Here is a 24,268-nt window from a genome sequence, read left to right on the forward strand (position 1 = left end):
GACGATCCCTAGAAACCGCCCCGCCGCCCGGCCCCTTTGACACAATCCCGGCATGATCTTCCGTACCGCGACGCGCCAGGACCTGCCCGCCGTACTCGCCCTGCTCGCCCAGGACGACGACGCGGCCGCGGCCCCCGAGGTCCCAGAGCTTCCCCGGGTCACCGAGGTCACCGAGGCCCACGAGCGGGCCTTCGCCGCGATCGAGGCGGACGCCCGCAACGAGATGCTGGTCCTCGTGGAGGACGGGGCCGTCCTGGGCTGCCTGCAGCTGACGTACATCCCGGGCCTCGGTCAGGGCGGGCGGGAGCGGGCGCTCGTGGAGGCGGTACGGATCCGGGCGGACCGGCGGGGCGGAGGACTCGGAGCCCGCCTGATGGAGCTGGCGGTGGACCGGGCCCGCGAGCGCGGCTGCGGGCTGATGCAGCTGACCAGCAACAAGCTGCGGCGCGACGCGCACCGCTTCTACGAACGGCTGGGCTTCGCCCGGAGCCACGAGGGCTTCAAGCTCCCGCTGGCGTAGCCCTGGCGGCCCTGTCACCCGCCATGGCGGCACGCGGCCGGGACGCCCGGCGAGGACTCCCATGGGGCGAAATCGGGACCTTCGACCCTGGCGTGACGCTCAGCACATCCCTACCCATTCGGGCGGTTCTGGTGTTGAGTGTCCCCACGCCCGATCATGTACCGCACTCCTTGGGAGGACCGCGTGTTCCCCTCCATTTCCCTCGCACAGGAAATCGGCATCGCCGTCCTGCTCGTGGCCGCTCTCGTCTGGGTCGTCGGCCTCTGCCACATGCTGTGGGACAGCCGCTTCCACCACCCGGAGCCAGGTGCCTTCGAAGGCCTCGCGGTGATCCCGGCCCAACGCGGCTCCGCCGCCCACCCGCTGGAAACGGTCGAGCTGACCGAGGCGGAGCAGCAGGCCTTCGCCGGCCTGGTCCGCACGATCCCCCTGCACTGACCGGACCGCACGCGTCCGCCACGGCCCCGCAGGCGAACCCCCTCCCCCGCTCGGGTGGGGAGGACGTTCCCCAGGTCGAGGCGACGGGAATTCCCCCTGGACGGCGTTCCGGCACGCACAGCGCCCTCCCGCCCCCGTTCGGGGCGGGAGGGCGCTGTCGCGTTCCGGGCCGGGAAGGTCCGGGGCGGAGGGTCAGTTGTGGCTGTGGAGGATCTCGTTCAGGCCGCCCCAGGCCGCCTTGTAAGGGCGGGCCTCGACGGCACCGGTGACCGAGTTGCGGCGGAAGAGGATGTTGTCGGCGCCCGAGAGCTCCAGGGCCTTGACGATCTGGCCGTCCGGCAGGGTGACGCGGGTGCCCGCGGTCACGTAGAGGCCGGCCTCGACGACGCACTCGTCGCCCAGCGCGATGCCCACGCCCGCCTCGGCGCCGATGAGGGTGCGCTCGCCGATCGAGATGATCTGCTTGCCGCCGCCCGACAGGGTGCCCATCGTGGAGGCGCCGCCGCCGATGTCGGAGCCGTCGCCGACCACGACGCCCGCCGAGATGCGGCCCTCGACCATGGAGGTGCCCAGCGTGCCGGCGTTGAAGTTGACGAAGCCCTCGTGCATCACGGTGGTGCCCTCGGCGAGGTGCGCGCCCAGGCGGACCCGGTCCGCGTCGGCGATGCGCACGCCCTTGGGGGCGACGTAGTCCGTCATCCGCGGGAACTTGTCGATCGAGGTGACCTGGAGGTGCAGGCCCTCGGCGCGGGCGTTGAGGCGGACCGTCTCGACCTGGTCGACCGCGACGGGGCCCAGCGAGGTCCAGGCGACGTTGGCCAGCAGGCCGAAGACGCCGTCCAGGTTCTGGCCGTGCGGCTTGACCAGGCGGTGGCTGAGCAGGTGCAGGCGCAGGTACGCGTCGTGCGCGTCCAGCGGCTTGTCCTCCAGGGAGGCGATCACGGTGCGGACGGCTACGACCTCGACGCCGCGGACGGCGTCCTGGCGGATCGCCTTCGGCGCGGTGGCGCCCAGCAGCTCCGCGGCCTGTTCGGCGGTGAGCCGCTCGGTGCCGGCCGGGCCGGGCTCGGCGACCAGCTGGGGGGCGGGGAACCAGGTGTCGAGGACGGTGCCGTCGGCGGTGATGGTGGCAAGTCCGGCGGCGACGGCGCCGGTGGTACGCGTAGCAGTCATGTCCAAAACCTAACCGGCGACGGCCCGCGGTCGCGAACCGGTCTCATGTGCCGGGCGCGGGTCGTGTCGCGCCGTGTCCCGCGGGGGTGTCCGCCGCCGCCACTCCCGCCGCGACCGCCGCGGCCGCCACCGCCCCGCCCGTCGCCACCGCCCCGCCCGTCGCCGCCTCTCCCCCGGCGACCGGCCCCGCCTCCCGCGGCGACCGCGCCGACATCCACAGCACCACCCCGCCCGCCCCCGCCGCCAGCGCCGCGCACAGCGGCCACAACAGCCCGGGTGCGGCGGAGTACAGCGCTCCGCCGAGCGGCGCGCCGAGTACGACACCGCTGACCGAGACCCCCGCGTACAGGCTCTGGAACCGCCCGATGGCGTGTGCGGGCGCCTGGTCGGCGACGTAGGCGGTGGCGGTGGTCTTGTAGAGGATCTCGCCGAGGCTGACCAGCACCATCATCAGGGCGGCGGCCCCGATCCCGGCCCCGAGCAGCAGCGCCCCGTATCCGGCGCCGACGAGCAGCAGCCCGGATCCGACGACGCGCAGCGGAGGGCGGGCGCGCAGGGCGACGGCGGCCGGCAGTTCGAGGACGAGGATGACGGCTCCGTTGAGGGCGATGATCAGCCCGTAGACGCCGGTGTCGAGGCCGTGGTCGGCGAGGAAGACCGGGAAGGTCGAGTACTGCTGGCGGTAGACGACGTCGACGACCAGGATCGCGCCCAGCAGGACGAGGACGGCGGGCCTGGCCCGGAGCTCCCCCCACACGCCGCGGCCCAGACCCCCGTCCGGGGCCGCGGCGGGGGTGCGCGCCGCGCCGCGCGCCGGGACGACGCGGGCGGTCCACAGGGCGAAGCAGAGGGTTCCGATTCCGTCTGCGACGAAGAGCCAGTCGTAGGAGAGCCCCGTCGCGACCAGCGCGCCGAGCGGCGGTCCGAGGGTGAAGCCGCCGTTGGAGACGCAGCGGACGACGGCGAAGGCCTGGCGGCGGGCCCCCTCGGGGACGATGACCGCGACGAGCGCCGAGTTGGCGGAGCGGATCACCCCGAGGGCGTACTGGGCCAGCGGCAGGGCCGCGTAGAGCGCGGCGGTGGGCAGGGGCGGCAGGAGGACGAGCGCGCCGCCGGCCAGGGTGGAGGCGGTGAGCAGCACGCGTCGGTGGCCGTAGCGGTCTCCGTACCAGCCGCCGGTGAAGTTGCCGGCGATCAGGCCGACGCCGCCGATTCCGGTGATCAGCCCGGCCTCGGTGGCCGAGAGGCCGCGCGGGCCGGTCAGGTACACGAAGACGAAGATGAAGGTGAAGCTGGCGACGGCGTTGACGAATACGCCCGCCGAGAGCAGCCAGACCGCTCTCGGCACGTCCTTGAACCCCTGCAGCACGACCGCCCCGAGTAAGTTTCCTTTGGGAACGCACTATGCCAGCATGACAGCCTCGGGGCAACGGACAAAGGAGTGCCATGGCCCAGCGCACCCACCTCGATCAGGCGGACTGCTCCATCGCCCAGGCCCTCGACGTCGTGGGCGACTGGTGGACGCTGCTGATCGTGCGCGACGCCGCGCGCGGCGTGCACCGCTTCGACGAGTTCCAGCGCGAGCTGGGCATGTCTCGCAAAGTGCTGGCCGAGCGGCTGAAACTGCTGGTCGAGGCGGGTGTGCTCACACGGGAGCCGTACCAGGAGCGTCCGGTGCGGCACGAGTACCGGCTGACCCCGCGCGGGCGGGGGCTGCTGCCGGTCCTGGTGGCCCTCCAGGACTGGGGAGACACCTGGGTCCTGGGAGAGGGAGAGATGACGGCGACCACGGGAGAGGCCTCACGGGAGGCGGTACGGGTCCACGCGCTGCGCGGCACCCGGCTGCCGGAGCTGTTGCTGCCGGACCGTTTCGGCGAGCTCCGCGACCCGGTGGCGGACACGCCCTTCACCGTCCTGTACTGCTTCCCGGGCGCCTACGTCCGGGCCGAGTCCTACCCGCCGGGGTGGGCCGGGATCCCCGGGGCCCGGGGATGCACCCTCGAATCGTGCACCTACCGGGACCAGTTGGCGGAGTTCACCGCGGCGGGCGCGGCGGTGCACGGGGTCTCGACGCAACGGCCGGACGAGCAGCTGGAGTTCGCGCGGGCCGAGGGGCTGCGCTTCCCGCTGCTCTCGGACGCGGAGCTCGGGCTCGTGGCGGCGCTGCGGCTGCCGACCTTCCGGGCGGGGGGCGTCAGCCGGCTGAAGCGGCTGACGCTGGTCGTGGACCGGGACCGGACGGTCCGCGAGGTCCTGTACCCGATCCGGGACATCGAGGCGAGCGTGGCGTCCGCGCTCGAAACCGTCCGCGCGGCGACACGGTAGCCGCGCCCGGCGACACGGTAGCCGCGCCCGGCAACCCGGGCCCCCGCCCTCAGGCCCGCAGCACCCGCCCGAGGATCTCCCTCGCGTACGCCTCGTCGAACTGCGCGCCCGTCAGCAGCACCTGCAGGCTGAGCCCGTCCATCACCGCCACCAACGCCCGCGCCGTCCCCGGGTCCACCCGGTCCGACAGGGCGGCGGCGACGGCCTCGTACCACTGCGCCGCCACCGGGCGCAGCGCCGGGCGGCGCAGTGCGGCCAGGTAGAGCTCGTACTCCAGCTCCGCCCGCGCCCGATCCCCGGTCAGCAGCTCGCCCAGCAGCCGCGCCAGCGACTCGGCCAGGTCCGCCCCGGGGGGCAGTGTCGGTGTGAACGCCTCGTTCGCCTGCCGCAGCGCCGCCACCAGGAGGTCGTCCAGGGTCGCGAAGTGGTAGGTCGTGGACCCGAGCGGGACGTCCGCCTCCGCCGCCGCGCTCCGGTGGCTCAGCCCCGCGATGCCCTTCGCGCCGACCACCCGGATCGCCGCGTCGATGATGCGCTGCCTGCGGTCGGGGTCGTACCGGCGGGCCATCAGTGCGTCGTCCCGCCGAGGTTCAGCAGGACGACCCCGGCGATCACCAGGGCGATCCCGCCGATCTTCGCGGCGGTCGCGGCCTCCCCCATGAAGACCATGCCGATGCCGGCGATCGCCGCCGTGCCGACGCCGGCCCAGATCGCGTACGCCGTGCCGACCGACATCGACTTCAGCGTCTGCGCGAGCAGCGAGAAGGCTATGACGTACCCCACGACCGTGAGCAGCGAGGGCCACAGCCTCGTGAAGCCGTCGCTGAACTTCATGGCGGTAGTCCCGGCGACCTCGGCGGCGATGGCGGCGGCAAGCAGTACGTAGGGCATGCGTACAAGAGTACACATCGTTGTGGACACCTGTACACATCTGCGTTTCCGCAGGACTTCCCCCGCGCCGGCGGCTACGGTGTCGGCCGCGACCGAGGGCGGCCGAGGGCGGGCCACCGACGGGGCCGACGACGAGACGGGGATCCGATGGCCGAGCGATGGACCCACTGGGGCGGCGGCCCGCTGCCACCCGAGCCGCCCCGGCCCGGCGTGATATCCCCGCGGCCCCTGAGAACGGGCGACATACTCGGCGGCGCCTTCGCCGCCCTCGCCCGGTACGGGATCCGGCTCGTCGCCGCCATGTTCCTCGGCCAGCTCGCCGCGCTGCTGCTCGTCGCCGCGGCCACCGGGGCCGCCCTCGCGCTGCACGCCCGGCCGGTCGCAGCGCTCGTGCCCGCCGCCGCCCTCGGCGCCCTGCTGACCTGCGCGCTCGCCGCCGCCGTCAGCACCGCCGCGCTCCAGCGGGCCGTCCTCGGCCGGCCCGCCACCGTCGTAGCGCTGCTGCGCGCCGCGCTCCCCCGCTACGCCGCCGTCCTCGGCGCCCAACTGCTGGTCCTGGCCGCCGTCGCCGGACCGGGCGCGGCCGTCCTGGCCGCCGGGCTGCCACCGCTCCTGGCGGCGGCCACCCTCCCGGCCGCGCTCGGACTCGGCGTCCTCTTCGCCCTCGCGCCGACAGCCGCCGCGTACGAGTCCCTCGGCCCGATCGCCGCCCTGCGCCGCTCGGCCCGCCTGGTGCGCGGGAGTTGGTGGCGCACGCTCGGCATCACCGCGCTCGCCGCGGCCCTCACGGCCGGGACGGCGTACGCGGTCCGGCTGCCCTTCGCCTTCGCCGGCGCCCTCAGCCTGCTCCCGGCGCTCGACGGCGGCGGCGTCCACGCGGCCCTCGCCGCACTCGGCGGGACGGTCGCGCAGACGCTGCTGCTCTGCTTCCCGCAGCTCACCGCCGGCCTGGTCTACGCAGACCGGCGGATCCGCCGCGAGGGCCTGGCGGCCGAGCTCGACAGGCAGCGCGAGGAGCTCGGTTCAGCGTGAACCGGGCCGCCCGCGCCTTCTTGCACTCCGGGTGCGTGAGGTCCTTGGCCTCGGTGCCGTCCCCGTGCAGGTCGGCGGAGCCGCTGTCGCGAGGATTCGGCCACCATGGCCGACTACCGGTACACGCGGCCCATCGGAGGGGAAAACAGAGGACCCCCGGCACACCCGTGCCGGGGGTCCTGTGTTCACTCGGCCGTCGGACGGCCGTCACGCTCGGATCACATGGGGATCAGACGTTGAACCCGAGCGCGCGCAGCTGCTCGCGGCCGTCGTCCGTGATCTTGTCCGGGCCCCACGGCGGCATCCAGACCCAGTTGATGCGCAGTTCGTTGACGATGCCCTCCGTCGCCGACTTCGCCTGGTCCTCGATGACGTCCGTCAGCGGGCAGGCCGCCGAGGTGAGCGTCATGTCGAGGGTGGCGATGTTCGCGTCGTCGACGTGGATGCCGTAGATCAGGCCCAGGTTGACGACGTCGATGCCCAGCTCGGGGTCGACCACGTCGTAGAGGGCCTCACGGACCTCTTCCTCGGTGGCCGGCTTGATCGACGCCGCTTCGGGCGTCGCGTTCTCGGTCATGCCGTCTTCCTCTCGGCGTCGCCCAGTGCCTGGGCGGTCGCGTCCTTCCACGCCATCCAGCTCAGCAGAGCACACTTCACCCGGGCCGGATACTTGGAGACGCCGGCGAACGCGACCGCGTCCTCCAGCACCTCCTCCATGGCCTCGTCGGGCTCGATCTTGCCCTTGGACTGCATCAGCTCCAGGAACACTTCCTGGATCTTCCGCGCCTCGCCCAGCTCCTTGCCGACGAGCAGCTCGTTCAGTATCGACGCGCCGGCCTGGCTGATGGAGCAGCCCTGGCCTTCGTACGAGACGTCCGTGAGCGTCTCGCCGTCGTACTTCACGCGCAGGGTGATCTCGTCACCGCACGTCGGGTTGACGTGGTGCACCTCGGCGTCGCCGTCGCGCAGGCCTCGCCCGCGCGGGTGCTTGTAGTGGTCCAGGATCAGTTCCTGGTACATCGATTCCAGCTTCACTGGCCCTCGTCGCCCTCGTCGCGTCTTATCCGAAGAAGTTCCGTACGTGCTCCAGCCCGTCGATCAGTGCGTCGACCTCGGCCGGAGAGGAGTACAGATAGAAAGACGCTCGCGTCGTCGCCGGAATTCCGTACCGGAGGCAGACCGGGCGGGCGCAGTGGTGACCCACGCGGACCGCGATGCCCTGCTCGTCCAGTACCTGGCCCACGTCGTGCGGGTGGATGTCGCCGAGGACGAAGGAGATCGCGGCGCCGCGGTCCTCGGCCGTGGTGGGGCCGATGATCCGCAGGTCCGGGACCTCCGCGAGCCGCTTGATCGCGTACTCGGTGATCGCGTGCTCGTGCGCGGCGATCTTGTCCATGCCGATCGCGGTCAGGTAGTCCACGGCCGCGCCGAGGCCGACGGCCTGGGCGATCGGGGGCGTACCGGCCTCGAACTTGTGGGGCGCCGGGGCGTAGGTCGAGGCGTGCATCGACACGGTCTCGATCATCTCGCCGCCGCCGAGGAACGGAGGCAGGTCCTCCAGCAGCTCCTGGCGTCCCCAGAGGACGCCGATGCCGGTCGGGCCGCACATCTTGTGGCCGGTGAAGGCCACGAAGTCGGCGCCGAGCGCCTGTACGTCCAGCGGCATGTGCGGAGCGGCCTGCGAGGCGTCGATCAGCACCAGGGCGCCGACGTCCTGCGCGCGGCGGACGATCGCCTCGACCGGGTTGACCGTGCCCATGATGTTGGAGACCAGCGTGAAGGAGACGATCTTCGTCTTCTCCGTGATGACCTCTTCCATGTTGGACAGGTCGAGCCGGCCGTCGTCGGTGAGGCCGAACCACTTCAGCTTCGCGCCGGTGCGCTGCGCGAGCAGCTGCCACGGGACGATGTTGGAGTGGTGCTCCATCTCCGTGATGGCGATCTCGGTGTCGCTGTCGACCCGGTAGGGCTCGTCGGCCCAGCCGAGCATGTTCGCGACCAGGTTGAGCGACTCCGAGGCGTTCTTGGTGAAGATCACCTCGTTGCGGCTCGGTGCGTTGATGAAGGCGGCGACCTTGTCGCGGGCGCCCTCGTACAGCGCCGTGGCCTCCTCGGCGAGCACGTGCACGCCGCGGTGGACGTTGGCGTTGTGCTGCTCGTAGTACTCGTTCAGCGCGTCGAGCACCTGGCGCGGCTTCTGCGAAGTCGCCGCGTTGTCCAGGTAAACGATCTTCTTCCCGTCGTGGACCACACGATCCAGCAGGGGGAAGTCCTTGCGGATCGCCTCGATGTCGAGGAGGCCAGGCAGCTGTGTCACGCGGTCGCGCCACCCTTCGTGCTGTACGACTCGTAGCCTTCCGCCTCCAGCTTGTCGGCGAGCTCGGCGCCGCCGGACTCGACGATGCGGCCTTCGGAGAAGACGTGGACGAAGTCGGGCTTGATGTAGCGGAGGATGCGCGTGTAGTGCGTGATCAGCAGGGTGCCGACCTCACCGGTCGCGCGGACGCGGTTGACGCCCTCGGAGACCTGGCGCAGGGCGTCGACGTCGAGGCCGGAGTCGGTCTCGTCGAGGATCGCGATCTTCGGCTTCAGGAGCTCCAGCTGCAGGATCTCGTGGCGCTTCTTCTCGCCGCCGGAGAAGCCCTCGTTGACGTTGCGCTCGGCGAAGGCCGGGTCCATCTGGAGCTGCTCCATGGCGGACTTGACCTCCTTCACCCAGGTACGCAGCTTCGGCGCCTCGCCGCGGATGGCGGTGGCCGACGTACGCAGGAAGTTGGAAACCGAGACGCCGGGGACCTCGACCGGGTACTGCATGGCGAGGAAGACGCCGGCGCGGGCGCGCTCGTCGACGGACATCTCCAGGACGTCTTCGCCGTCGAGGGTCACGGTGCCACCGGTGATGGTGTACTTCGGGTGACCGGCCAGCGAGTACGCCAGCGTGGACTTGCCGGAGCCGTTCGGACCCATGATGGCGTGCGTCTCACCCTGCTTGACGGTGAGGTCGACGCCCTTGAGGATCTCGCGGGCGCCGTTCTCGGCCTCGACGGAGACGTGCAGGTCGTGGATTTCAAGCGTTGCCATGGATACCTCAGGACTCCTGGGTGAGGGAGACGAGCACGTCGTCCCCTTCGATCTTTACGGGGTATACGGGTACGGGGCGCGTCGCGGGCAGACCGGACGGCTTGCCGGTGCGCAGGTCGAAGGCCGAGCCGTGCAGCCAGCACTCGATCATGCAGTCTTCGACCTCGCCCTCCGAGAGCGAGACGTTCGCGTGCGAGCAGATGTCGTTGATCGCGAACACCTCCCCCTCGGCGGACACGATGGACACCGGCGTGCCGTCGAGTTCCACCCGCTTGGGGGTGTTCTCCTCCAGCTCGCTCAGCGCACAGGCCTTGACGTAAGTCATCAGACGGAACCCTGGAGCTCGGTCTCGATCTTGGAGAGCAGGCGCTCCTCGATGTCGGCGACACCGATCTGGTGGACGAGCTCGGCGAAGAAGCCGCGGACGACCAGGCGGCGGGCGTCGTCAGCCGCGATGCCGCGGGACTGCAGGTAGAACAGCTGCTCATCGTCGAAGCGGCCGGTCGCGGAGGCGTGGCCGGCGCCGACGATCTCGCCGGTCTCGATCTCCAGGTTCGGCACCGAGTCGACCCGCGCGCCGTCCGTGAGGACGAGGTTGCGGTTCATCTCGTAGGTGTCGGTGCCCTCGGCGGTCTTCTCGATGAGGACGTCACCGATCCAGACGGCGTGGGCGCCGTCGCCCTGCAGCGCACCCTTGTAGACCACGTGCGACTTGCAGTGCGGGGCCTTGTGGTCGACCAGGAGGCGGTGCTCCTGGTGCTGGCCGGCGTCCGTGAAGTACAGGCCGAGGAGCTCGGCCTCGCCGCCGGGGCCCGCGTAGTTCACGCGCGGGTGCAGGCGGACGAGGTCGCCGCCGAAGGTGACGACGATCGACTTGAAGGTCGCGTCCCGGCCGATCAGCGCGTTGTGCTGGGAGCAGTGGACGGCGGTGTCGTCCCAGTCCTGCACGGACACGACGGTGAGCTTGGCGCCATCGCCGACGAGGAAGTCGACGTTGGCGGCGCGCACGCCGTCACCGGTGTGGTCGATGATGATGACGGCCTCGGCGAAGGCCTGCACGTCGAAGACCGTGTGGCCGAAGGTCGTGCCGCCCTCGCCGTGCAGCGAGACGCGCACGGGCTCGGTCAGCACGGTCTCCTTGGGCACGGTGACGACCGTGGCCTTGGCGAAGGACGAGAACGCCTGGGCGGCGATCCGGTCCACCGGGACGCCGGCCTTGCCGATGCGTGCGTCGCCGCGCTCCACGGACTCGACCGTGACGCCCTCGGGCGCGTCGATCTGGGCCTTCATGGTGCCGTTGGCGACCGCGGTGCCGTCGTGCAGACCACGCAGGCGCGCCATCGGGGTGAAGCGCCACTCCTCCTCGCGGCCGTGGGGGACGGGGAAGTCCGCCACGTCGAAGGACGGGGGTGCGCTCATCCGGGTGGCGACGGTGGACTCGGCGGCCACCGCGATCGCGCCGGCGGTGGTGGAGCCCGCCGGAATGTTCTGAGCCTCAGCCATGGCTGTCGTGTTGCTCTCTTCCTAAATGAATCTGCTGTGGGACGTCGGGCGGGCCGGGACTAGCCGACCGAACCTTCCATCTGCAGCTCGATCAGCCGGTTCAGCTCCAGCGCGTACTCCATCGGCAGTTCGCGTGCGATCGGCTCGACGAAGCCGCGCACGATCATCGCCATGGCCTCGAACTCCGTCAGACCGCGGCTCATCAGGTAGAAGAGCTGGTCGTCGGAGACCTTGGAGACGGTCGCCTCGTGGCCCATGGACACGTCGTCCTCGCGGACGTCCACGTAGGGGTAGGTGTCCGAGCGGGAGATGGTGTCGACCAGGAGGGCGTCGCACAGCACGTTGGACTTGGAGCCGTGGGCGCCTTCGCCGATCTCGACGAGGCCTCGGTAGGAGGTGCGGCCGCCGCCTCGGGCCACCGACTTGGAGACGATGTTCGAGGAGGTGTTCGGCGCCATGTGGACCATCTTGGAGCCGGCGTCCTGGTGCTGGCCCTCGCCCGCGAAGGCGATGGAGAGGGTCTCGCCCTTGGCGTGCTCGCCCATCAGGTAGACGGCCGGGTACTTCATGGTGACCTTGGAACCGATGTTGCCGTCGATCCACTCCATGGTCGCGCCCTCGTACGCCACGGCGCGCTTGGTGACCAGGTTGTAGACGTTGTTCGACCAGTTCTGGATCGTCGTGTAGCGGCAGCGGCCGCCCTTCTTCACGATGATCTCGACCACGGCGCTGTGCAGCGAGTCCGAGGAGTAGATCGGGGCGGTGCAGCCCTCGACGTAGTGGACGTAGGCGTCCTCGTCGACGATGATCAGCGTCCGCTCGAACTGGCCCATGTTCTCCGTGTTGATACGGAAGTAGGCCTGGAGCGGGATGTCGACCTTGACGCCCTTGGGCACGTAGATGAACGAGCCGCCCGACCACACGGCGGTGTTCAGCGACGCGAACTTGTTGTCGCCGACCGGGATGACCGTGCCGAAGTACTCCTGGAAGAGCTCCGGGTGCTCCTTGAGCGCGGTGTCCGTGTCGAGGAAGATGACGCCCTGCTCCTCCAGGTCCTCACGGATCTGGTGGTAGACGACCTCGGACTCGTACTGGGCCGCGACACCGGCGACGAGGCGCTGCTTCTCCGCCTCCGGGATGCCGAGCCTGTCGTACGTGTTCTTGATGTCCTCCGGCAGTTCCTCCCACGAAGCGGCCTGCTTCTCGGTGGAACGCACGAAGTACTTGATATTGTCGAAGTCGATGCCCGAGAGGTCGGAACCCCAGTTGGGCATGGGCTTCTTGCCGAACAGCTTGAGGCCCTTGAGACGGAGGTTCAGCATCCACTCCGGCTCGGACTTCTTCGCCGAGATGTCGCGGACGACCTCTTCGGACAGACCCCGCTTGGCAGCCGAACCGGCCGCGTCGGAGTCGGCCCAGCCGTATTCGTAGGTGCCCAGGCCATCGAGCTCAGGGTGAGCAATCTCCGTGGTCATGCGGGGTTCCTCCCGGCCGTGCTTGCAGATACTGATGTGTCGGTCTGTGTCGCGCCTGTGGCAACGGCGCCGCTTCCGCTGCGCGGAATGAACGTCGTGCACACCCCGTCGCCGTGGGCGATCGTGGCGAGGCGCTGCACATGCGTCCCGAGCAGACGGGAGAAGACCTCGGTCTCCGCCTCGCAGAGCTGCGGGAACTGCTCGGCGACGTGTGCGACCGGGCAGTGGTGCTGGCAGAGCTGTTCACCGCTGTGCGGACCGGGAGCGCTCTTCGCCGTAGCAGCGTACCCGTCTCCGGTCAACGCCTTGGCAAGGGCCTCGGTCCGACTTTCAGGGTTGGCCGCCTCCACGGCTTCCCGGTAAGTCTCCGCCTGCGCCGCCAGTCGCGCCTTCGCGAAGGCGGCCACCGCCGCCTCTCCCTGCACGCCCCCGCCGGCGGCCTGCGCGATCCAGCGCATGGCGTCCGCGGCGAGCGTGTCGTAGGACTGGTCGAAGGCGTCCCGGCCGCAGTCGGTCAGCGCGAAGACCTTGGCGGGCCGACCCCGGGTGCGCGCGCCGTACACGCGCTGCTCACGGGGTGCGACCACGTCGTCGGCGACGAGCGTGTCGAGGTGGCGGCGAACGGCGGCCTGGGTGAGGCCGAGGCGCTGTGCGAGGTCGGCGACGGTGGAGGGACCGTGGTCCAGGATCGACCGCGCGACCCGGTTGCGGGTTGACCGCTCACCGGTCGCGAGTTCGCCCTGGGAGGCCTCGCTCATCCGTTCGCCGTATTTCACAACGCCATTGTTGCGTAATTAGTCGGCGCCCGACAAGCCGTGATGGAGACCACCTCTCGTGGCCTCCATCACTAAGGGTTACCTTATTTATGCAGGGCTCCCTAAAGGACGTCTAAAGGGGAGCGGTCTCCCCGCCCTCGCGCAGCGCCCCGCCGGTGAACCAGTAAACGGCTCCCACCAGCAATCCTCCGCCCACGATGTTCCCCGGCACGGTGAACATCAGATTCCGGAAAAGATCACCGGAGCCCGCTGAGCCATCCAGGATCGCGAGGCTGAAAAGGGCCATGTTCGCCACGCAGTGTTCGAATCCGACCGCGACGAAGACGGCCACGGGCAGCCACAGCACGAAGATCTTGGCGGCATCGCCGCGGGCTCGGGTGAACATCCAGATGGCCAGGCAGACGAGCATGTTGCAGAGCACCGCGCGCCAGAACAGCTGACCCCCGCCGAGCTCCGTCTTCGCGTGGACCATCTCGGTGAGCATGGCCCGCGCGGAGGGCGAGGAGGTCACCCCCGAGGCGTGCACCATGGCGCCGAAGGCGAAGGCCCCGGCCAGGTTGCCGGACAGCGAGAGCGCCCAGGACAGGGCCAGGTCCTTGGGGCCGGTCCGCCCGGACAGGGCGCCGACGAGCATGACCATCACGTTGCTGGTGAAGAGCTGCGCTCCGGCGAACATCACGATCGTCAGCGCGATCGGGAAGACCGCGCCCTCCAGCAGCTTCACAGCCGCCGAGCCCTGGGCCACGAACGGCGAGATCGCCACGAGGAGCAGCACCTCGCCGATGCCTATGTAGGCGCCCGCGAGCATCGCCGAAACGAAGTACCGGGGCGGAGGCCCGAGGTCGTGGGCCTTGCGCTCGGCCTGCCCCGAGGTGGCTTCGACGTTCTGAGCGATGCTGTTCACCATTCGACGCTACGGCCGCCACCCGTGCCCGAGGCCTGCGAAAAGGTCATGAAAGCGCAGGTCGACAACCCTTCGGGGGCGGGACCTACGACCCCGCCCCGGGGACTTCTCCCCGCTCCGTAGACTCAACCCCCATGAGCAAAGACCCCGCCGTGGAAATCCGCGGACTGGTGAAGCGGTACGGCCCCAGAACAGCGGTGGACGGCCTGGACCTCACCGTCCGCAGGGCCTCGGTCACCGCAGTCCTGGGTCCCAACGGCGCGGGCAAGACGACCACTGTGGAAACCTGCGAGGGCTACCGCCGCCCCGACGCCGGATCCGTCCGCGTCCTCGGCCTCGACCCCGTCACCCAGGCCGACGCCCTGCGCCCCCGCATCGGCGTCATGCTCCAGTCCGGCGGGGTCTACTCCGGCGCCCGGGCCGTGGAGATGCTGAGCCACATGGCGAAGCTCTATTCCGACCCGCTCGACGTGGCCTCCCTGGTGGAACGCCTCGGCCTCGGCGGCTGCGGCCGCACCGCCTACCGCCGGCTCTCCGGCGGCCAGCAGCAGCGCCTGGCCCTCGCCATGGCCGTCGTGGGCCGCCCCGAGCTGGTCTTCCTGGACGAGCCGACCGCCGGCCTCGACCCGCAGGCCCGCCGCGCGACCTGGGACCTCGTACGGGAACTGCGCGCCGACGGGGTCTGCGTCGTCCTCACCACCCACCACATGGACGAGGCCGAGCAGCTCGCGGACGAGGTCGCCATCATCGACTCCGGCAAGGTCATCGCCCACGGCACCCCCGACCTGCTGTGCCGCGGCGGAGCCGAGAACACCCTGCGCTTCACCGGCCGCCCCGCCCTCGACGTCGCCTCGCTGCTCAAAGCCCTGCCCGACGGCACCCAGGCCGCCGAGCTCACCCCCGGCGTCTACCGGGTCGTCGGCGACGTCGACCCGCAGCTGCTGGCCACCGTCGCCTCCTGGTGCGCGCAGCACGGGGTGATGCCGGACAGCCTCTCGGTGGAGCGGCACACCCTCGAAGACGTTTTCCTCGAGCTGACCGGTAAGGAGCTGCGCGCATGAGCGCCGGTACGTTCACCCCCAGCCCGGGGGCCGCGCCCGTGTCCCGCATGATCCTCGCGCAGACCGCGCTGGAGACGCGGATGCTCCTGCGCAACGGCGAGCAGCTGCTGCTGACCGTGATCATCCCGGCGCTGCTGCTGACCCTCTTCTCCACCGTGGACATCATCACCGTGCCCGTGGAAGAGGGCGGTGCGCAGAAGTCCGTGGACTTCCTCGCCCCCGGCATCCTGGCGCTCGCCGTGATGTCCACCGCCTTCACCGGCCAGGCCATCGCCACCGGCTTCGACCGCCGCTACGGGGTCCTCAAGCGGCTCGGGGCCTCGCCGCTGCCGCGCTGGGCGCTGATGGCGGCCAAGACCCTGTCGGTGCTGGTCACCGAGGTGCTCCAGATCGCCCTGCTGACGGTGATCGCCCTGGCGCTGGGCTGGTCCCCGCACGGGAACCCGCTGTCGGTCGCCGCCCTGGTCCTGCTCGGCACCGCCGCCTTCTCCGGGCTCGGCCTGCTGATGGCGGGCACGCTCAAGGCCGAGGCGACGCTGGCCGCCGCCAACCTGGTCTTCCTGCTGCTGCTGGTCGGCGGCGGGGTGATCGTGCCTATGGACAAGTTCCCGGAGGCGGCGCAGACCGTCCTCGGGCTGCTGCCGATCTCGGCGCTCTCCGACGGACTGCGCGAGGTACTCCAGCACGGGGCCGCGCTGCCGTGGGGCGACGTGGCCGTCCTCGCGGGCTGGGCCGTACTCGGTCTGGGCGCCGCTGGGCGCCTCTTCCGCTGGGAGTGAATCCCTTCCCCTGAGCGTTGCCCTGGCAGGAAGATGGGCGCGTCTACACGACAGCGCACCACAGACGCCGGGGGGCGGCATGGCGCAGCGGGAGGCCGTTCTGCGGCTGGACGAACAGTGGGCGCGGATCCGGTCGGGCGCGGCGCAGGTGGCGCCCGCGGAGGCAGATGCCCTGCTGGCCGAGCTGATCGGCGCGCTGCGCGAGCCGGCCCGTGGAGACGCCGAGTGCGCGGCGCGGCTGGGCCTGCGGCTGAGCGACCTGGCGGCCCGCCGCTTCGCCGGCGGCGACCGGGGCGGAGCCCTGGCCGCCATCGAGGAGGGGCTGCGGTTCTCGCAGCAGGCCGCCGGGCACGCCCCCACGTACGCCCGGTGGTACGCCCGCGGCCTGATCAACCAGGGGGTCTGGTTGTCCTGGCCGCTCAGCGACGGGGAGCGGCTGCCCAAGCACCCCCTCGGCCCCGGCGCCGAGAGCGGTCCGAGCGCCATGGAGCGGGCGGCCGGCGAGCGTGCCCGGGACCTGACGCGCAGCGCCGTGGAGGTCTGGGCGGCCCTGGACCAGGAGGATCCCGTCAACCAGCGCGGCCTCGCGCAGGCGAAGGTCTTCCTCGGTGACCGGCTCGCCGAGCTGGGCCTCGCCGAGGAGTCCGTGGCCTGGGCGGTCGACGCGGAGGGCGCCTTCCGCCGGCTGCTGCTCGCCGATCCGGGCTCCGATGAGTCCCAGGAGGCCGAGGAGGCCCTGGACCACATCGGCCGCCAGCTCGAACTGCGGCTGCGCTTCCTCGCCTTCGGCTCCCTGGCCGGCCTGCGCGCCCGCGGCCTGCTGCCCGAACGGCTGCTGCCCCAGGCCGTGGTGGCCGCCCGGATCCAGGGTGTCGCCGAGGAGGAGATCGCCGTCCGGCTGCGGCTGGAGGCCGATCAGGTCCGCACGATGCTGGAGGTGACCCCCTGGGTCGCGGTGTGGCGGATCGAGGTGCGCGGCCCCGACGGGCTGTGGAACGTCGCTCCACATCCTTGGCGTAGCGGGGCGGAAGTGCGAAACAGGACAGCCGAGGACGTAGCGTCCGAATTGGTACGGGGCTTCGCGGCATCACCCGACTACCCGGGCGACGGCGCCCATTGGCGGATCCGCGTCTGGTGGCACGCCGAAGGCGACCCCGCCGGAGCCCGGTTCCGGCTGGTCGTCGGCCCCGACGCCCCAGCCGCCACCCCCTCGTGAAAGTTTGCACAAGGCTCCGCGTACGATAAGGGCCGTGTTGACCCCTCTCGCATACCTCGCCCGCCGTTGGACCCCGTCGCCCCGGACCGTCCAGCGGGCCGCGTTCGCAGCGGTGCTCATGAGCGTCGTCATCGTCGTCACCGGCGGCGCGGTGCGCCTGACCGGATCCGGTCTCGGCTGCGACACCTGGCCCAAGTGCACCGACGGCAGCCTGATCGTGACCCAGGAGCAGGGCTTCCACGGGGCCATCGAGTTCGGCAACCGCATGCTGACGTACGTGCTCTGCGCGGCCGTCGGCTGGACCATCACCACCGCCCGCTGCGCCGTTCCGTGGCGCCGCTCGCTCACCCGGCTCGGCTGGGTCCAGTTCGCCCTCGTGATGGGCAACGCGGTCCTCGGCGGCATCACCGTCCTGACGGGGCTCAACCCCTACAGCGTGGCCGGTCACTTCCTGCTCGCCACCTCTCTGATCGCCGTGACGGTGATCACCTGGCAGCGCACCCGCGAGGGTGACGGCCCCGCCCGCCCGCGCGTGCCCGCTCCGGTGCGGGGGCTCTCGTGGGCGCTGCTCACGACCACCCTCGTACTGATCGCGGCGGGCACCGTGGTCACCGGCTCCGGCCCGCACGCCGGCGACCGCAGCGAGATCAAGCGGATGCCCTTCGACTGGGCGACGACCGCCCACGTGCACGCGGTCTCCGCCTGGGTGGTGTGCGCGCTCGCCGTCGCAATGTGGCTGCTGCTGCGCGTGGCCGACGCCCCCGACGACGTCCGGGCCCATGCGCGGAACCTGCTGATCGTGCTGCTCGCCCAGGGCGCCATCGGCTACGTCCAGTACTTCACGAAGGTGCCCGAGGCTCTGGTCGCCGCCCACATGCTCGGCTCCTGCCTGGTGTGGATCGCGGTGCTCCGGCTCGCGCTGAGCCTGCGGGAGCGCCCGTCGGCACAGGCCGGGATCCCGGCCCAGGGCGACGCCCAGCTCACCAACGCCTGAGCCCGCGGGGCCTCAGCCCCGCTCGTCGAGCCGGTAGACGCGCCGCGCGTTGCCCGCCGCGACCATCGCCGCCACCCGCTCCGCGTCCCTCCAGGACCAGGACCCCTCGGCGACCCATCCGCCGAGGACCCGGCCCAGCGCCTCCCGGAAGACCAGGGCGCCGACCGCGTGCAGTTCGGGCAGCTGCCGTCCGCCGCCCGCGAACATCAGTTTTCCGAATGGCGCGGTCTCCAGGGACTCGGCCAGCACCTCGGCCGCCCGGGCCCCGGTCGGCCCCAGGGCCGCGCCGAGGTCGGCGTGGACGTGCGGGAAGAGCGCCGCCAGCCGCGCGGCCTGCCGGTGGTAGGGGTATCCGCCGAGCAGGACCAGCCGCGTCCCCGGGCCCGCGGCCGCCCGCACGAAATCCGTCAGCCGCCTCGGCTCCCCCGCGTCCCCGCCCGTGTGCAGCTGGAGCGGCAGTCCGGACGCCAGCGCGCTCCACAGCAGGTGTCGCAGCAGTACGGGGTCCCGTACTGCCCCGCCCCTGGCCCGACCGGCCAGCCACCGCCCGGCCGCCCCGTGTACCTCGCCCGGCCCGGGCGGCTCGGGCGCGCCGGCGACGGCGTCCGCGTACCGCGGCCCGGAGCCGCAGGTGAAGGCCACGGCCCCGGCGGCGGCGTGGTGGACGGCCTCGGCGAGGTTGGCCAGGAAGGCGGCGGCGGATCCGGAGGTGTCGGCGGCCTGTTCGGCCAGCAGCTCCAGCCGCGCCAGTTCGAAGGCCTCGCCGTTACCGGCCAGCGCCAGTTCCTTGGGCGCGGTGAGGTCTCCGGCCGCCCCGGTGTCGACCAGCCGGGCGGCGACCCCGGAGCCGCGCAGCAGCCTGCGGGCCGACTCGGCGGCGCCCAGCTCGCGCCGCCGGGCGAGGTAGCGGGCGGGGGCGCAGTGCGGTTCCAGCCCGAGCAGCGGCGGACACCAGCGGCGCAGCGCGAAGCCGGTCTGGGTGTCGAAGAAGGTGGTGCCGGCGGCGGGCGGGCCGGCCGATTGGATCAGCTGGGCCTCGAAGGTGGCGAGGCCCAGCTCCGTGCGGAGCACTCCCTGGCAGTACTGGTCCACCAGGGGCGGCGTTTCGATCATCCGGGCATCCCGTTGCGGACGTGAGGAAGGGGCTTCCACACGTCCTAACGGGTGAGCGGGGTGTGAGGTGTTGCTCGCGCTGTTGACCGAGAGGGTGACGGACCGGGTGACGGACGGCTGCCGGCACGTGCCGCGCAACCGCTCCGGCCGCGCTCAGGCCGCCGGGTTCGCGGTCCCGCCGAGCTGCATGCCGGCCATGCGGGTCCACTCGTACGGCCCCGTCTTCACGCGCGCGGCGAACTCGCCGTCGAACTCCTCGTGAAGGGTCAGCCCGGCCTTCTCGGCCGCCAGCCGCGCCGTGCCGTAGGTCGGGGCCACCAGGTCGCCCCAGCCGCCGTCCGTGCCCACGAGCACGATCCGGGTGCCGGCCTGGCCCATGTGCGCGAGCTGGCCCTCGGCGCCGCCGTGCTGCTTGGCGAACGCGCCGATCTGCTTGGCCAGCCGCGCGGCCTTACGGTCCTGCTTCTTGTCCGCCGTGTTGGCGGTCTCCTCGGTTTCTGCCATGGAAGGCATGCTACCGGTGAGTAATCAGCGGAGGAAGGGATCCACGGCGACGGCGACGAAGAGCAGCGACACGTAGGTGATCGACCAGTGGAACAGCCGCATCTCCTTGAGCTTCGCGCCCGTCAGGCCCGACTTGGCCCGCGCGTTGAGCGCGTGCGCCTCCCACAGCCACCAGCCGCCGGCCACCAGGGCGACGGAGGTGTAGAACCAGCCGGTGTACCCCAGCGGGGTCAGCAGCAGCGAGACCGCCGCCATCACCCAGCTGTAGATGACGATCTGCTTGGCCACGGCCTTGTTGCCCGCGACGACCGGCAGCATCGGCACGCCGACGCGCGCGTAGTCGTCCTTCACCTTCATCGACAGCGGCCAGTAGTGCGGCGGCGTCCAGAAGAAGATGACGAGGAAGAGGATGACCGCGGCCCAGGAGACCTCGTTCTTCACGGCCGACCAGCCGATGAGCACCGGCATGCAGCCCGCGATGCCGCCCCAGACGATGTTCTGGGAGGTGCGCCGCTTCAGGAGCATCGTGTAGACCACGACGTAGAAGAGGAGCGCGCCGAGCGAGAGCGCGGCCGACAGCCAGTTGATCAGCAGGCCGAAGAACAGGGTGGAGAGCACGCCCAGCGTGATGCCGAAGACCAGGCACTCCCGCGGGCTGACCATGCCGGTCACCAGGGGGCGTTGCGAGGTCCGGTCCATCAGCGCGTCGATGTCGCGGTCGATGTACATGTTCAGCGCGTTGGCGCCGCCCGCGGACAGGTAGCCGCCGAAGCAGGTCGCGAGAACCAGCAACAGCGACGGCACACCCTGCTCGGCGAGGAACATCACCGGCACTGTGGTGATCAGCAGAAGTTCGATGATCCGCGGCTTGGTCAAAGCCACGAAAGCCATGACCCGGGCCCCGAACGGCCGGTGAACGGGAGGGGTCCCGAGCACCCCCGCTGGACGGGATTCGACGGCCGTCACGCACACCCCTGACAGAGAATCCAGCAAGCCCCGACACGAACCCCGCAATACACAAGGGTTTAGGTGAGGCCTGCGCGTACCACGCCACTCTAGACGTAGCCCTTACCTCGCCCAGCGCGGGGGTCGCCTCGTGTTGGTCCGATCGGCGCTCAGACGTCACAACCGGACCGCGGGTACTCGAATAGCTGCACGCCGTCGCGGGGGTAGGCTCGGAATCGCGCCGGTGCACCGTTCGTCACCGGGACTAGACATGTGGAGAGGAGCCCTGACCCACGGTGAGCACCAAGCCGACGACCACAGAGCTCGACTGGACCGAACTGGACCAGCGTGCTGTCGACACCGCCCGCATCCTGGCCGCCGACGCGGTCCAGAAGGTCGGTAACGGCCACCCCGGTACGGCGATGAGCCTGGCCCCCGCCGCGTACACCCTCTTCCAGAAGGTGATGCGGCACGACCCGGCGGACCCGGAGTGGGTCGGTCGCGACCGTTTCGTGCTCTCCGCGGGGCACTCGTCCCTGACGCTCTACACCCAGCTCTACCTGGCCGGCTTCGGCCTCGAGCTGGATGACCTCAAGGCCTTCCGCACCTGGGGTTCGAAGACCCCCGGCCACCCGGAGTACGGCCACACCGCGGGCGTGGAGACCACCACCGGTCCGCTGGGCCAGGGCATCGCCAACGCGGTGGGCATGGCCATGGCCGCCCGCTACGAGCGCGGCCTGTTCGACCCCGAGGCCGCCCAGGGCGCCTCCCCGTTCGACCACATGATCTACGCGATCGCGGGCGACGGCTGCCTCCAGGAGGGCATCTCCCACGAGGCGTCCGCGCTGGCGGGCCACCAGAAGCTCGGCAACCTGGTGCTCCTGTGGGACGACAACCACATCTCCATCGAGGGCGACACGGAGACGTCCGTCTCCGAGGACACCCTGAAGCGCTACGAGGCGTACGGCTGGCACGTCCAGCGCGTCGCCGCGCAGGCCAACGGCGACCTCGACCCGAAGGCCCTGTTCGACGCCTTCCAGGCCGCCAAGGCCGAGACGGAGCGCCCCTCCTTCATCGCCGCGCGCTCGATCATCGCCTGGCCGGCCCCGCACGCCCAGGGCACCGAGGCCTCGCACGGCTCGGCCCTCGGCAACGACGAGGTCGCCGCCACCAAGCGCGTGCTCGGCTTCGACCCGGAGCAGACCTTCGAGGTCTCCGACGAGGTCATCGCGCACACCCGCAAGGCGCTCGACCGCGGCCGCGAGGCCAAGGCCGCGTGGGAGAAGGAGTTCTCCGCCTGGCGCACCGCCAACCCGCGGCGCGCCGCCGAGTTCGACCGCATCAACGCCAACGAGCTGCCCGCGGGCTGGGAGGACAAGCTCCCCGTCTTCGAGGCCGGCAAGGGCGTCGCCACCCGCGCCGCCTCCGGCAAGGTCCTCGAGGCGCTCGGCGCGGTCATCCCGGAGCTGTGGGGCGGCTCGGCCGACCTGGCCGGCTCCAACAACACCACCATCGACAAGCACTCCTCGTTCCTGCCGGTGGGCAACCCGCTGCCGGAGGCCGACCCGTACGGCCGCACCATCCACTTCGGCATCCGCGAGCACGCCATGGCCGCGGCCATGAACGGCATCGCCCTGCACGGCCACACCCGTATCTACGGCGGCACCTTCCTGGTGTTCTCCGACTACATGCGCAACGCCGTGCGCCTCTCCGCGCTGATGCACGTGCCGGTCACCTACGTGTGGACGCACGACTCCATCGGCCTCGGCGAGGACGGCCCGACCCACCAGCCGGTCGAGCACGTCGCCTCGCTGCGCGCCATCCCCGGCCTGAACGTGGTCCGCCCGGCCGACGCGAACGAGACCGCCGTCGCCTGGCGCGAGATCCTGAGGCGTCACACCAAGGTGTTCGGCAAGGGCGCCCCGCACGGTCTGGCGCTGACCCGCCAGGGCGTGCCGACGTACGAGCGCAACGAGGACGCCGCCAAGGGCGGGTACGTGCTGTTCGAGGCCGATGGCGGCCCCGCCCAGGTCGTGCTCATCGGCACCGGCTCCGAGGTCCAGCTCGCCGTCGCCGCGCGCGAGGCGCTGCAGGCCGAGGGCGTCCCGGCGCGCGTCGTCTCGATGCCGTCCGTCGAGTGGTTCGAGGAGCAGGACCAGGCGTACAAGGACAGCGTCCTGCCGCCGTCGGTCAAGGCGCGCGTCGCGGTCGAGGCCGGCATCGGCCTGACCTGGCACCGCTACGTCGGCGACGCCGGCCGGATCGTCTCGCTGGAGCACTTCGGCGCCTCGGCCGACGGCGCCGTGCTGTACCGCGAGTTCGGGCTGACCGCCGAAGCCGTGACCGCCGCCGCCCGGGAATCGATCACCGCCGCCGCGCACTGACGTCCGCACCAAGACCAGTAGGAGATGCAATCCCCATGACAGACGCACTGAAGCGCCTTTCCGACGAGGGCGTCGCGATCTGGCTGGACGACCTGTCCCGCAAGCGCATCACGTCCGGCAACCTGGCCGAGCTCATCGACCAGCAGCACGTGGTCGGTGTCACCACCAACCCGGCGATCTTCCAGAAGGCGATCAGCGGCGGCGAGGGTTACGGGCAGCAGCTCGCCGACCTGGCCGCCCGCAAGGTCACCGTCGAAGAGGCGATCCGCATGATCACGACGGCGGACGTCCGCGACGCCGCCGACATCCTGCGCCCGGTCTACGACTCGACCGAGGGCCAGGACGGCCGCGTCTCGATCGAGGTCGACCCCCGGCTGGCCCACAACACCCCGGCGACCATCGCCGAGGCCAAGCAGCTGGCCTGGCTGGTGGACCGTCCGAACACGCTCATCAAGATCCCGGCGACCAAGGCCGGCCTGCCGGCGATCACCGAGGTCATCGGCAAGGGCATCAGCGTCAACGTCACGCTGATCTTCTCGCTGGAGCGCTACCGCGAGGTCATGGACGCGTACCTGGCGGGCCTGGAGAAGGCGAAGGCCGCGGGCCTGGACCTCTCCAAGATCCACTCGGTCGCCTCCTTCTTCGTGTCCCGCGTGGACTCCGAGATCGACAAGCGCCTGGACGTCGTCGGCACCGACGAGGCCAAGGCCCTGAAGGGCAAGGCGGCGCTCGCCAACGCCCGTCTGGCCTACGAGGCCTTCGAAGAGGTCTTCGGCACCGAGCGCTGGGCCGCCCTGGACAAGGCGCACGCCAACAAGCAGCGCCCGCTCTGGGCCTCGACCGGCGTCAAGGACCCCGCGTACAAGGACACCCTGTACGTGGTGGACCTGGTCGCGCCCGGCACGGTCAACACCATGCCGGAGGGCACCATGGAGGCCACCGCCGACCACGGCGAGGTCACCGGCGACACCATCCGCGGCACCTACGACCAGTCGCGCGCCGAGCTCGACGCGGTCGCGAAGCTGGGCATTTCGTACGACGATGTGGTGCAGCTGCTCGAAGACGAGGGCGTCGAGAAGTTCGCGTCGTCCTGGAACGACCTGCTGAAGTCGACCGAGGCGGAGCTTGAGCGCCTCGCCCCCACGGAGGCCTGA

The 24,268-nt window shown here is 71.2% G+C and carries 26 protein-coding genes; 10 read left to right on the top strand and 16 right to left on the bottom strand.

All coding sequences use genetic code 11. The annotated features are described in order from the left end of the window. The first annotated feature begins 52 nt into the window (after nucleotides 1-52). The gene (locus J7F03_RS23855; protein WP_214952712.1) at nucleotides 53-520 is read left to right on the top strand and encodes a GNAT family N-acetyltransferase; all 468 of its coding nucleotides are present in this window, start codon (nucleotides 53-55) and stop codon (nucleotides 518-520) included. Between the two features lie 183 nt (nucleotides 521-703). Further along, entirely contained in the window at nucleotides 704-958 is a 255-nt protein-coding gene (locus tag J7F03_RS23860; RefSeq protein ID WP_214952714.1) for a hypothetical protein, read from the top strand. Nucleotides 959-1,150: 192 nt separating this feature from the next. Here the strand turns inward: J7F03_RS23860 and dapD are convergent, their stop codons facing one another. Continuing rightward, nucleotides 1,151-2,131 (bottom strand): 2,3,4,5-tetrahydropyridine-2,6-dicarboxylate N-succinyltransferase, encoded by a 981-nt coding sequence (dapD, locus tag J7F03_RS23865; protein WP_214952716.1) that lies wholly within the window; start codon nucleotides 2,129-2,131, stop codon nucleotides 1,151-1,153. A 43-nt stretch (nucleotides 2,132-2,174) separates the two neighbouring features. Next, the gene (locus tag J7F03_RS23870; RefSeq protein ID WP_251072394.1) at nucleotides 2,175-3,497 is read right to left on the bottom strand and encodes an MFS transporter; all 1,323 of its coding nucleotides are present in this window, start codon (nucleotides 3,495-3,497) and stop codon (nucleotides 2,175-2,177) included. Between the two features lie 80 nt (nucleotides 3,498-3,577). Between J7F03_RS23870 and J7F03_RS23875 the strand changes: the two genes are divergently transcribed. Beyond that, nucleotides 3,578-4,456, top strand: coding sequence for a winged helix-turn-helix transcriptional regulator (locus J7F03_RS23875; protein WP_214952718.1), 879 nt, complete (start codon nucleotides 3,578-3,580; stop codon nucleotides 4,454-4,456). A 49-nt stretch (nucleotides 4,457-4,505) separates the two neighbouring features. Here the strand turns inward: J7F03_RS23875 and J7F03_RS23880 are convergent, their stop codons facing one another. Beyond that, nucleotides 4,506-5,024 (bottom strand): TetR/AcrR family transcriptional regulator, encoded by a 519-nt coding sequence (locus J7F03_RS23880; protein ID WP_214952720.1) that lies wholly within the window; start codon nucleotides 5,022-5,024, stop codon nucleotides 4,506-4,508. Then, nucleotides 5,024-5,347 carry a multidrug efflux SMR transporter gene (locus J7F03_RS23885; protein ID WP_214952722.1) on the bottom strand — a complete coding sequence of 108 codons (324 nt, stop codon included), beginning with the start codon at nucleotides 5,345-5,347 and terminating at the stop codon, nucleotides 5,024-5,026. Before J7F03_RS23885 ends, J7F03_RS23880 begins: the two co-directional genes overlap by 1 nt. Nucleotides 5,348-5,494: 147 nt before the next feature. Between J7F03_RS23885 and J7F03_RS23890 the strand changes: the two genes are divergently transcribed. Then, complete coding sequence (locus J7F03_RS23890) at nucleotides 5,495-6,379, top strand: hypothetical protein (protein WP_214952724.1); 885 nt, start codon at nucleotides 5,495-5,497, stop codon at nucleotides 6,377-6,379. Between the two features lie 229 nt (nucleotides 6,380-6,608). On the opposite strand, the gene J7F03_RS23895 is transcribed toward J7F03_RS23890, so the two are convergent. The 9 genes from J7F03_RS23895 to J7F03_RS23935 all read right to left on the bottom strand — a co-directional run bounded on the left by J7F03_RS23895 (nucleotide 6,609) and on the right by J7F03_RS23935 (nucleotide 14,118). After that, nucleotides 6,609-6,956, bottom strand: a complete 348-nt coding sequence (locus J7F03_RS23895; protein WP_214952726.1) for a metal-sulfur cluster assembly factor — start codon at nucleotides 6,954-6,956, stop codon at nucleotides 6,609-6,611. After that, nucleotides 6,953-7,414, bottom strand: a complete 462-nt coding sequence (sufU, locus tag J7F03_RS23900) for a Fe-S cluster assembly sulfur transfer protein SufU (protein WP_214952728.1) — start codon at nucleotides 7,412-7,414, stop codon at nucleotides 6,953-6,955. Before sufU ends, J7F03_RS23895 begins: the two co-directional genes overlap by 4 nt. Before the next feature lie 25 nt (nucleotides 7,415-7,439). Continuing rightward, the gene (locus J7F03_RS23905) at nucleotides 7,440-8,696 is read right to left on the bottom strand and encodes a cysteine desulfurase (protein ID WP_214952730.1); all 1,257 of its coding nucleotides are present in this window, start codon (nucleotides 8,694-8,696) and stop codon (nucleotides 7,440-7,442) included. Beyond that, nucleotides 8,693-9,460 carry a Fe-S cluster assembly ATPase SufC gene (gene sufC, locus J7F03_RS23910; protein WP_007263436.1) on the bottom strand — a complete coding sequence of 256 codons (768 nt, stop codon included), beginning with the start codon at nucleotides 9,458-9,460 and terminating at the stop codon, nucleotides 8,693-8,695. The genes J7F03_RS23905 and sufC overlap by 4 nt, the downstream gene beginning before the upstream one ends. Nucleotides 9,461-9,467: 7 nt before the next feature. Further along, on the bottom strand, nucleotides 9,468-9,785 hold the full coding sequence (locus tag J7F03_RS23915) for a bifunctional 3-phenylpropionate/cinnamic acid dioxygenase ferredoxin subunit (protein ID WP_214952732.1): 318 nt from the start codon (nucleotides 9,783-9,785) through the stop codon (nucleotides 9,468-9,470). Further along, a complete protein-coding gene (gene sufD, locus J7F03_RS23920) occupies nucleotides 9,785-10,963 on the bottom strand; it encodes a Fe-S cluster assembly protein SufD (RefSeq protein WP_214952734.1) in 1,179 nt (392 codons plus the stop codon). Before sufD ends, J7F03_RS23915 begins: the two co-directional genes overlap by 1 nt. Nucleotides 10,964-11,022: 59 nt before the next feature. Continuing rightward, the gene (sufB, locus tag J7F03_RS23925) at nucleotides 11,023-12,438 is read right to left on the bottom strand and encodes a Fe-S cluster assembly protein SufB (protein WP_214952735.1); all 1,416 of its coding nucleotides are present in this window, start codon (nucleotides 12,436-12,438) and stop codon (nucleotides 11,023-11,025) included. After that, nucleotides 12,435-13,196: a metalloregulator ArsR/SmtB family transcription factor gene (locus J7F03_RS42045; RefSeq protein ID WP_214952737.1), complete on the bottom strand. Its 762-nt coding sequence runs from the start codon at nucleotides 13,194-13,196 to the stop codon at nucleotides 12,435-12,437. Before J7F03_RS42045 ends, sufB begins: the two co-directional genes overlap by 4 nt. Nucleotides 13,197-13,326: 130 nt before the next feature. Beyond that, nucleotides 13,327-14,118, bottom strand: a complete 792-nt coding sequence (locus J7F03_RS23935; protein ID WP_214952740.1) for a formate/nitrite transporter family protein — start codon at nucleotides 14,116-14,118, stop codon at nucleotides 13,327-13,329. Between the two features lie 134 nt (nucleotides 14,119-14,252). On the opposite strand from J7F03_RS23935, the gene J7F03_RS23940 reads away from it, so the two are divergent. From J7F03_RS23940 to J7F03_RS23955, 4 genes are all read left to right on the top strand, one after another. Next, on the top strand, nucleotides 14,253-15,179 hold the full coding sequence (locus J7F03_RS23940) for an ABC transporter ATP-binding protein (protein ID WP_214952742.1): 927 nt from the start codon (nucleotides 14,253-14,255) through the stop codon (nucleotides 15,177-15,179). Further along, on the top strand, nucleotides 15,176-15,958 hold the full coding sequence (locus tag J7F03_RS23945; protein WP_214952744.1) for an ABC transporter permease: 783 nt from the start codon (nucleotides 15,176-15,178) through the stop codon (nucleotides 15,956-15,958). Before J7F03_RS23940 ends, J7F03_RS23945 begins: the two co-directional genes overlap by 4 nt. A gap of 79 nt (nucleotides 15,959-16,037) precedes the next feature. Beyond that, the gene (locus tag J7F03_RS23950; RefSeq protein ID WP_214952746.1) at nucleotides 16,038-17,174 is read left to right on the top strand and encodes a hypothetical protein; all 1,137 of its coding nucleotides are present in this window, start codon (nucleotides 16,038-16,040) and stop codon (nucleotides 17,172-17,174) included. Nucleotides 17,175-17,178: 4 nt separating this feature from the next. After that, nucleotides 17,179-18,168 carry a heme A synthase gene (locus tag J7F03_RS23955; RefSeq protein WP_214952748.1) on the top strand — a complete coding sequence of 330 codons (990 nt, stop codon included), beginning with the start codon at nucleotides 17,179-17,181 and terminating at the stop codon, nucleotides 18,166-18,168. Between the two features lie 12 nt (nucleotides 18,169-18,180). On the opposite strand, the gene J7F03_RS23960 is transcribed toward J7F03_RS23955, so the two are convergent. The 3 genes from J7F03_RS23960 to J7F03_RS23970 form a co-directional block, all read right to left on the bottom strand. Beyond that, on the bottom strand, nucleotides 18,181-19,281 hold the full coding sequence (locus tag J7F03_RS23960) for an amidohydrolase (protein WP_214952750.1): 1,101 nt from the start codon (nucleotides 19,279-19,281) through the stop codon (nucleotides 18,181-18,183). Nucleotides 19,282-19,434: 153 nt separating this feature from the next. Continuing rightward, complete coding sequence (locus tag J7F03_RS23965; RefSeq protein ID WP_214952752.1) at nucleotides 19,435-19,785, bottom strand: hypothetical protein; 351 nt, start codon at nucleotides 19,783-19,785, stop codon at nucleotides 19,435-19,437. 24 nt (nucleotides 19,786-19,809) lie between these two features. Next, nucleotides 19,810-20,757, bottom strand: coding sequence for a heme o synthase (locus J7F03_RS23970; RefSeq protein WP_214952938.1), 948 nt, complete (start codon nucleotides 20,755-20,757; stop codon nucleotides 19,810-19,812). A 269-nt stretch (nucleotides 20,758-21,026) separates the two neighbouring features. Between J7F03_RS23970 and tkt the strand changes: the two genes are divergently transcribed. Together tkt and tal are read left to right on the top strand one after the other, a co-directional pair. Continuing rightward, the gene (gene tkt / locus J7F03_RS23975) at nucleotides 21,027-23,114 is read left to right on the top strand and encodes a transketolase (RefSeq protein ID WP_214952754.1); all 2,088 of its coding nucleotides are present in this window, start codon (nucleotides 21,027-21,029) and stop codon (nucleotides 23,112-23,114) included. 35 nt (nucleotides 23,115-23,149) lie between these two features. After that, nucleotides 23,150-24,268 carry a transaldolase gene (tal, locus tag J7F03_RS23980; RefSeq protein ID WP_214952756.1) on the top strand — a complete coding sequence of 373 codons (1,119 nt, stop codon included), beginning with the start codon at nucleotides 23,150-23,152 and terminating at the stop codon, nucleotides 24,266-24,268.

Origin of the sequence: Streptomyces sp. ISL-43 (assembly GCF_018614195.1) — a bacterium.
In the GTDB taxonomy this organism is placed as follows: Bacteria; Actinomycetota; Actinomycetes; order Streptomycetales; family Streptomycetaceae; genus Streptomyces.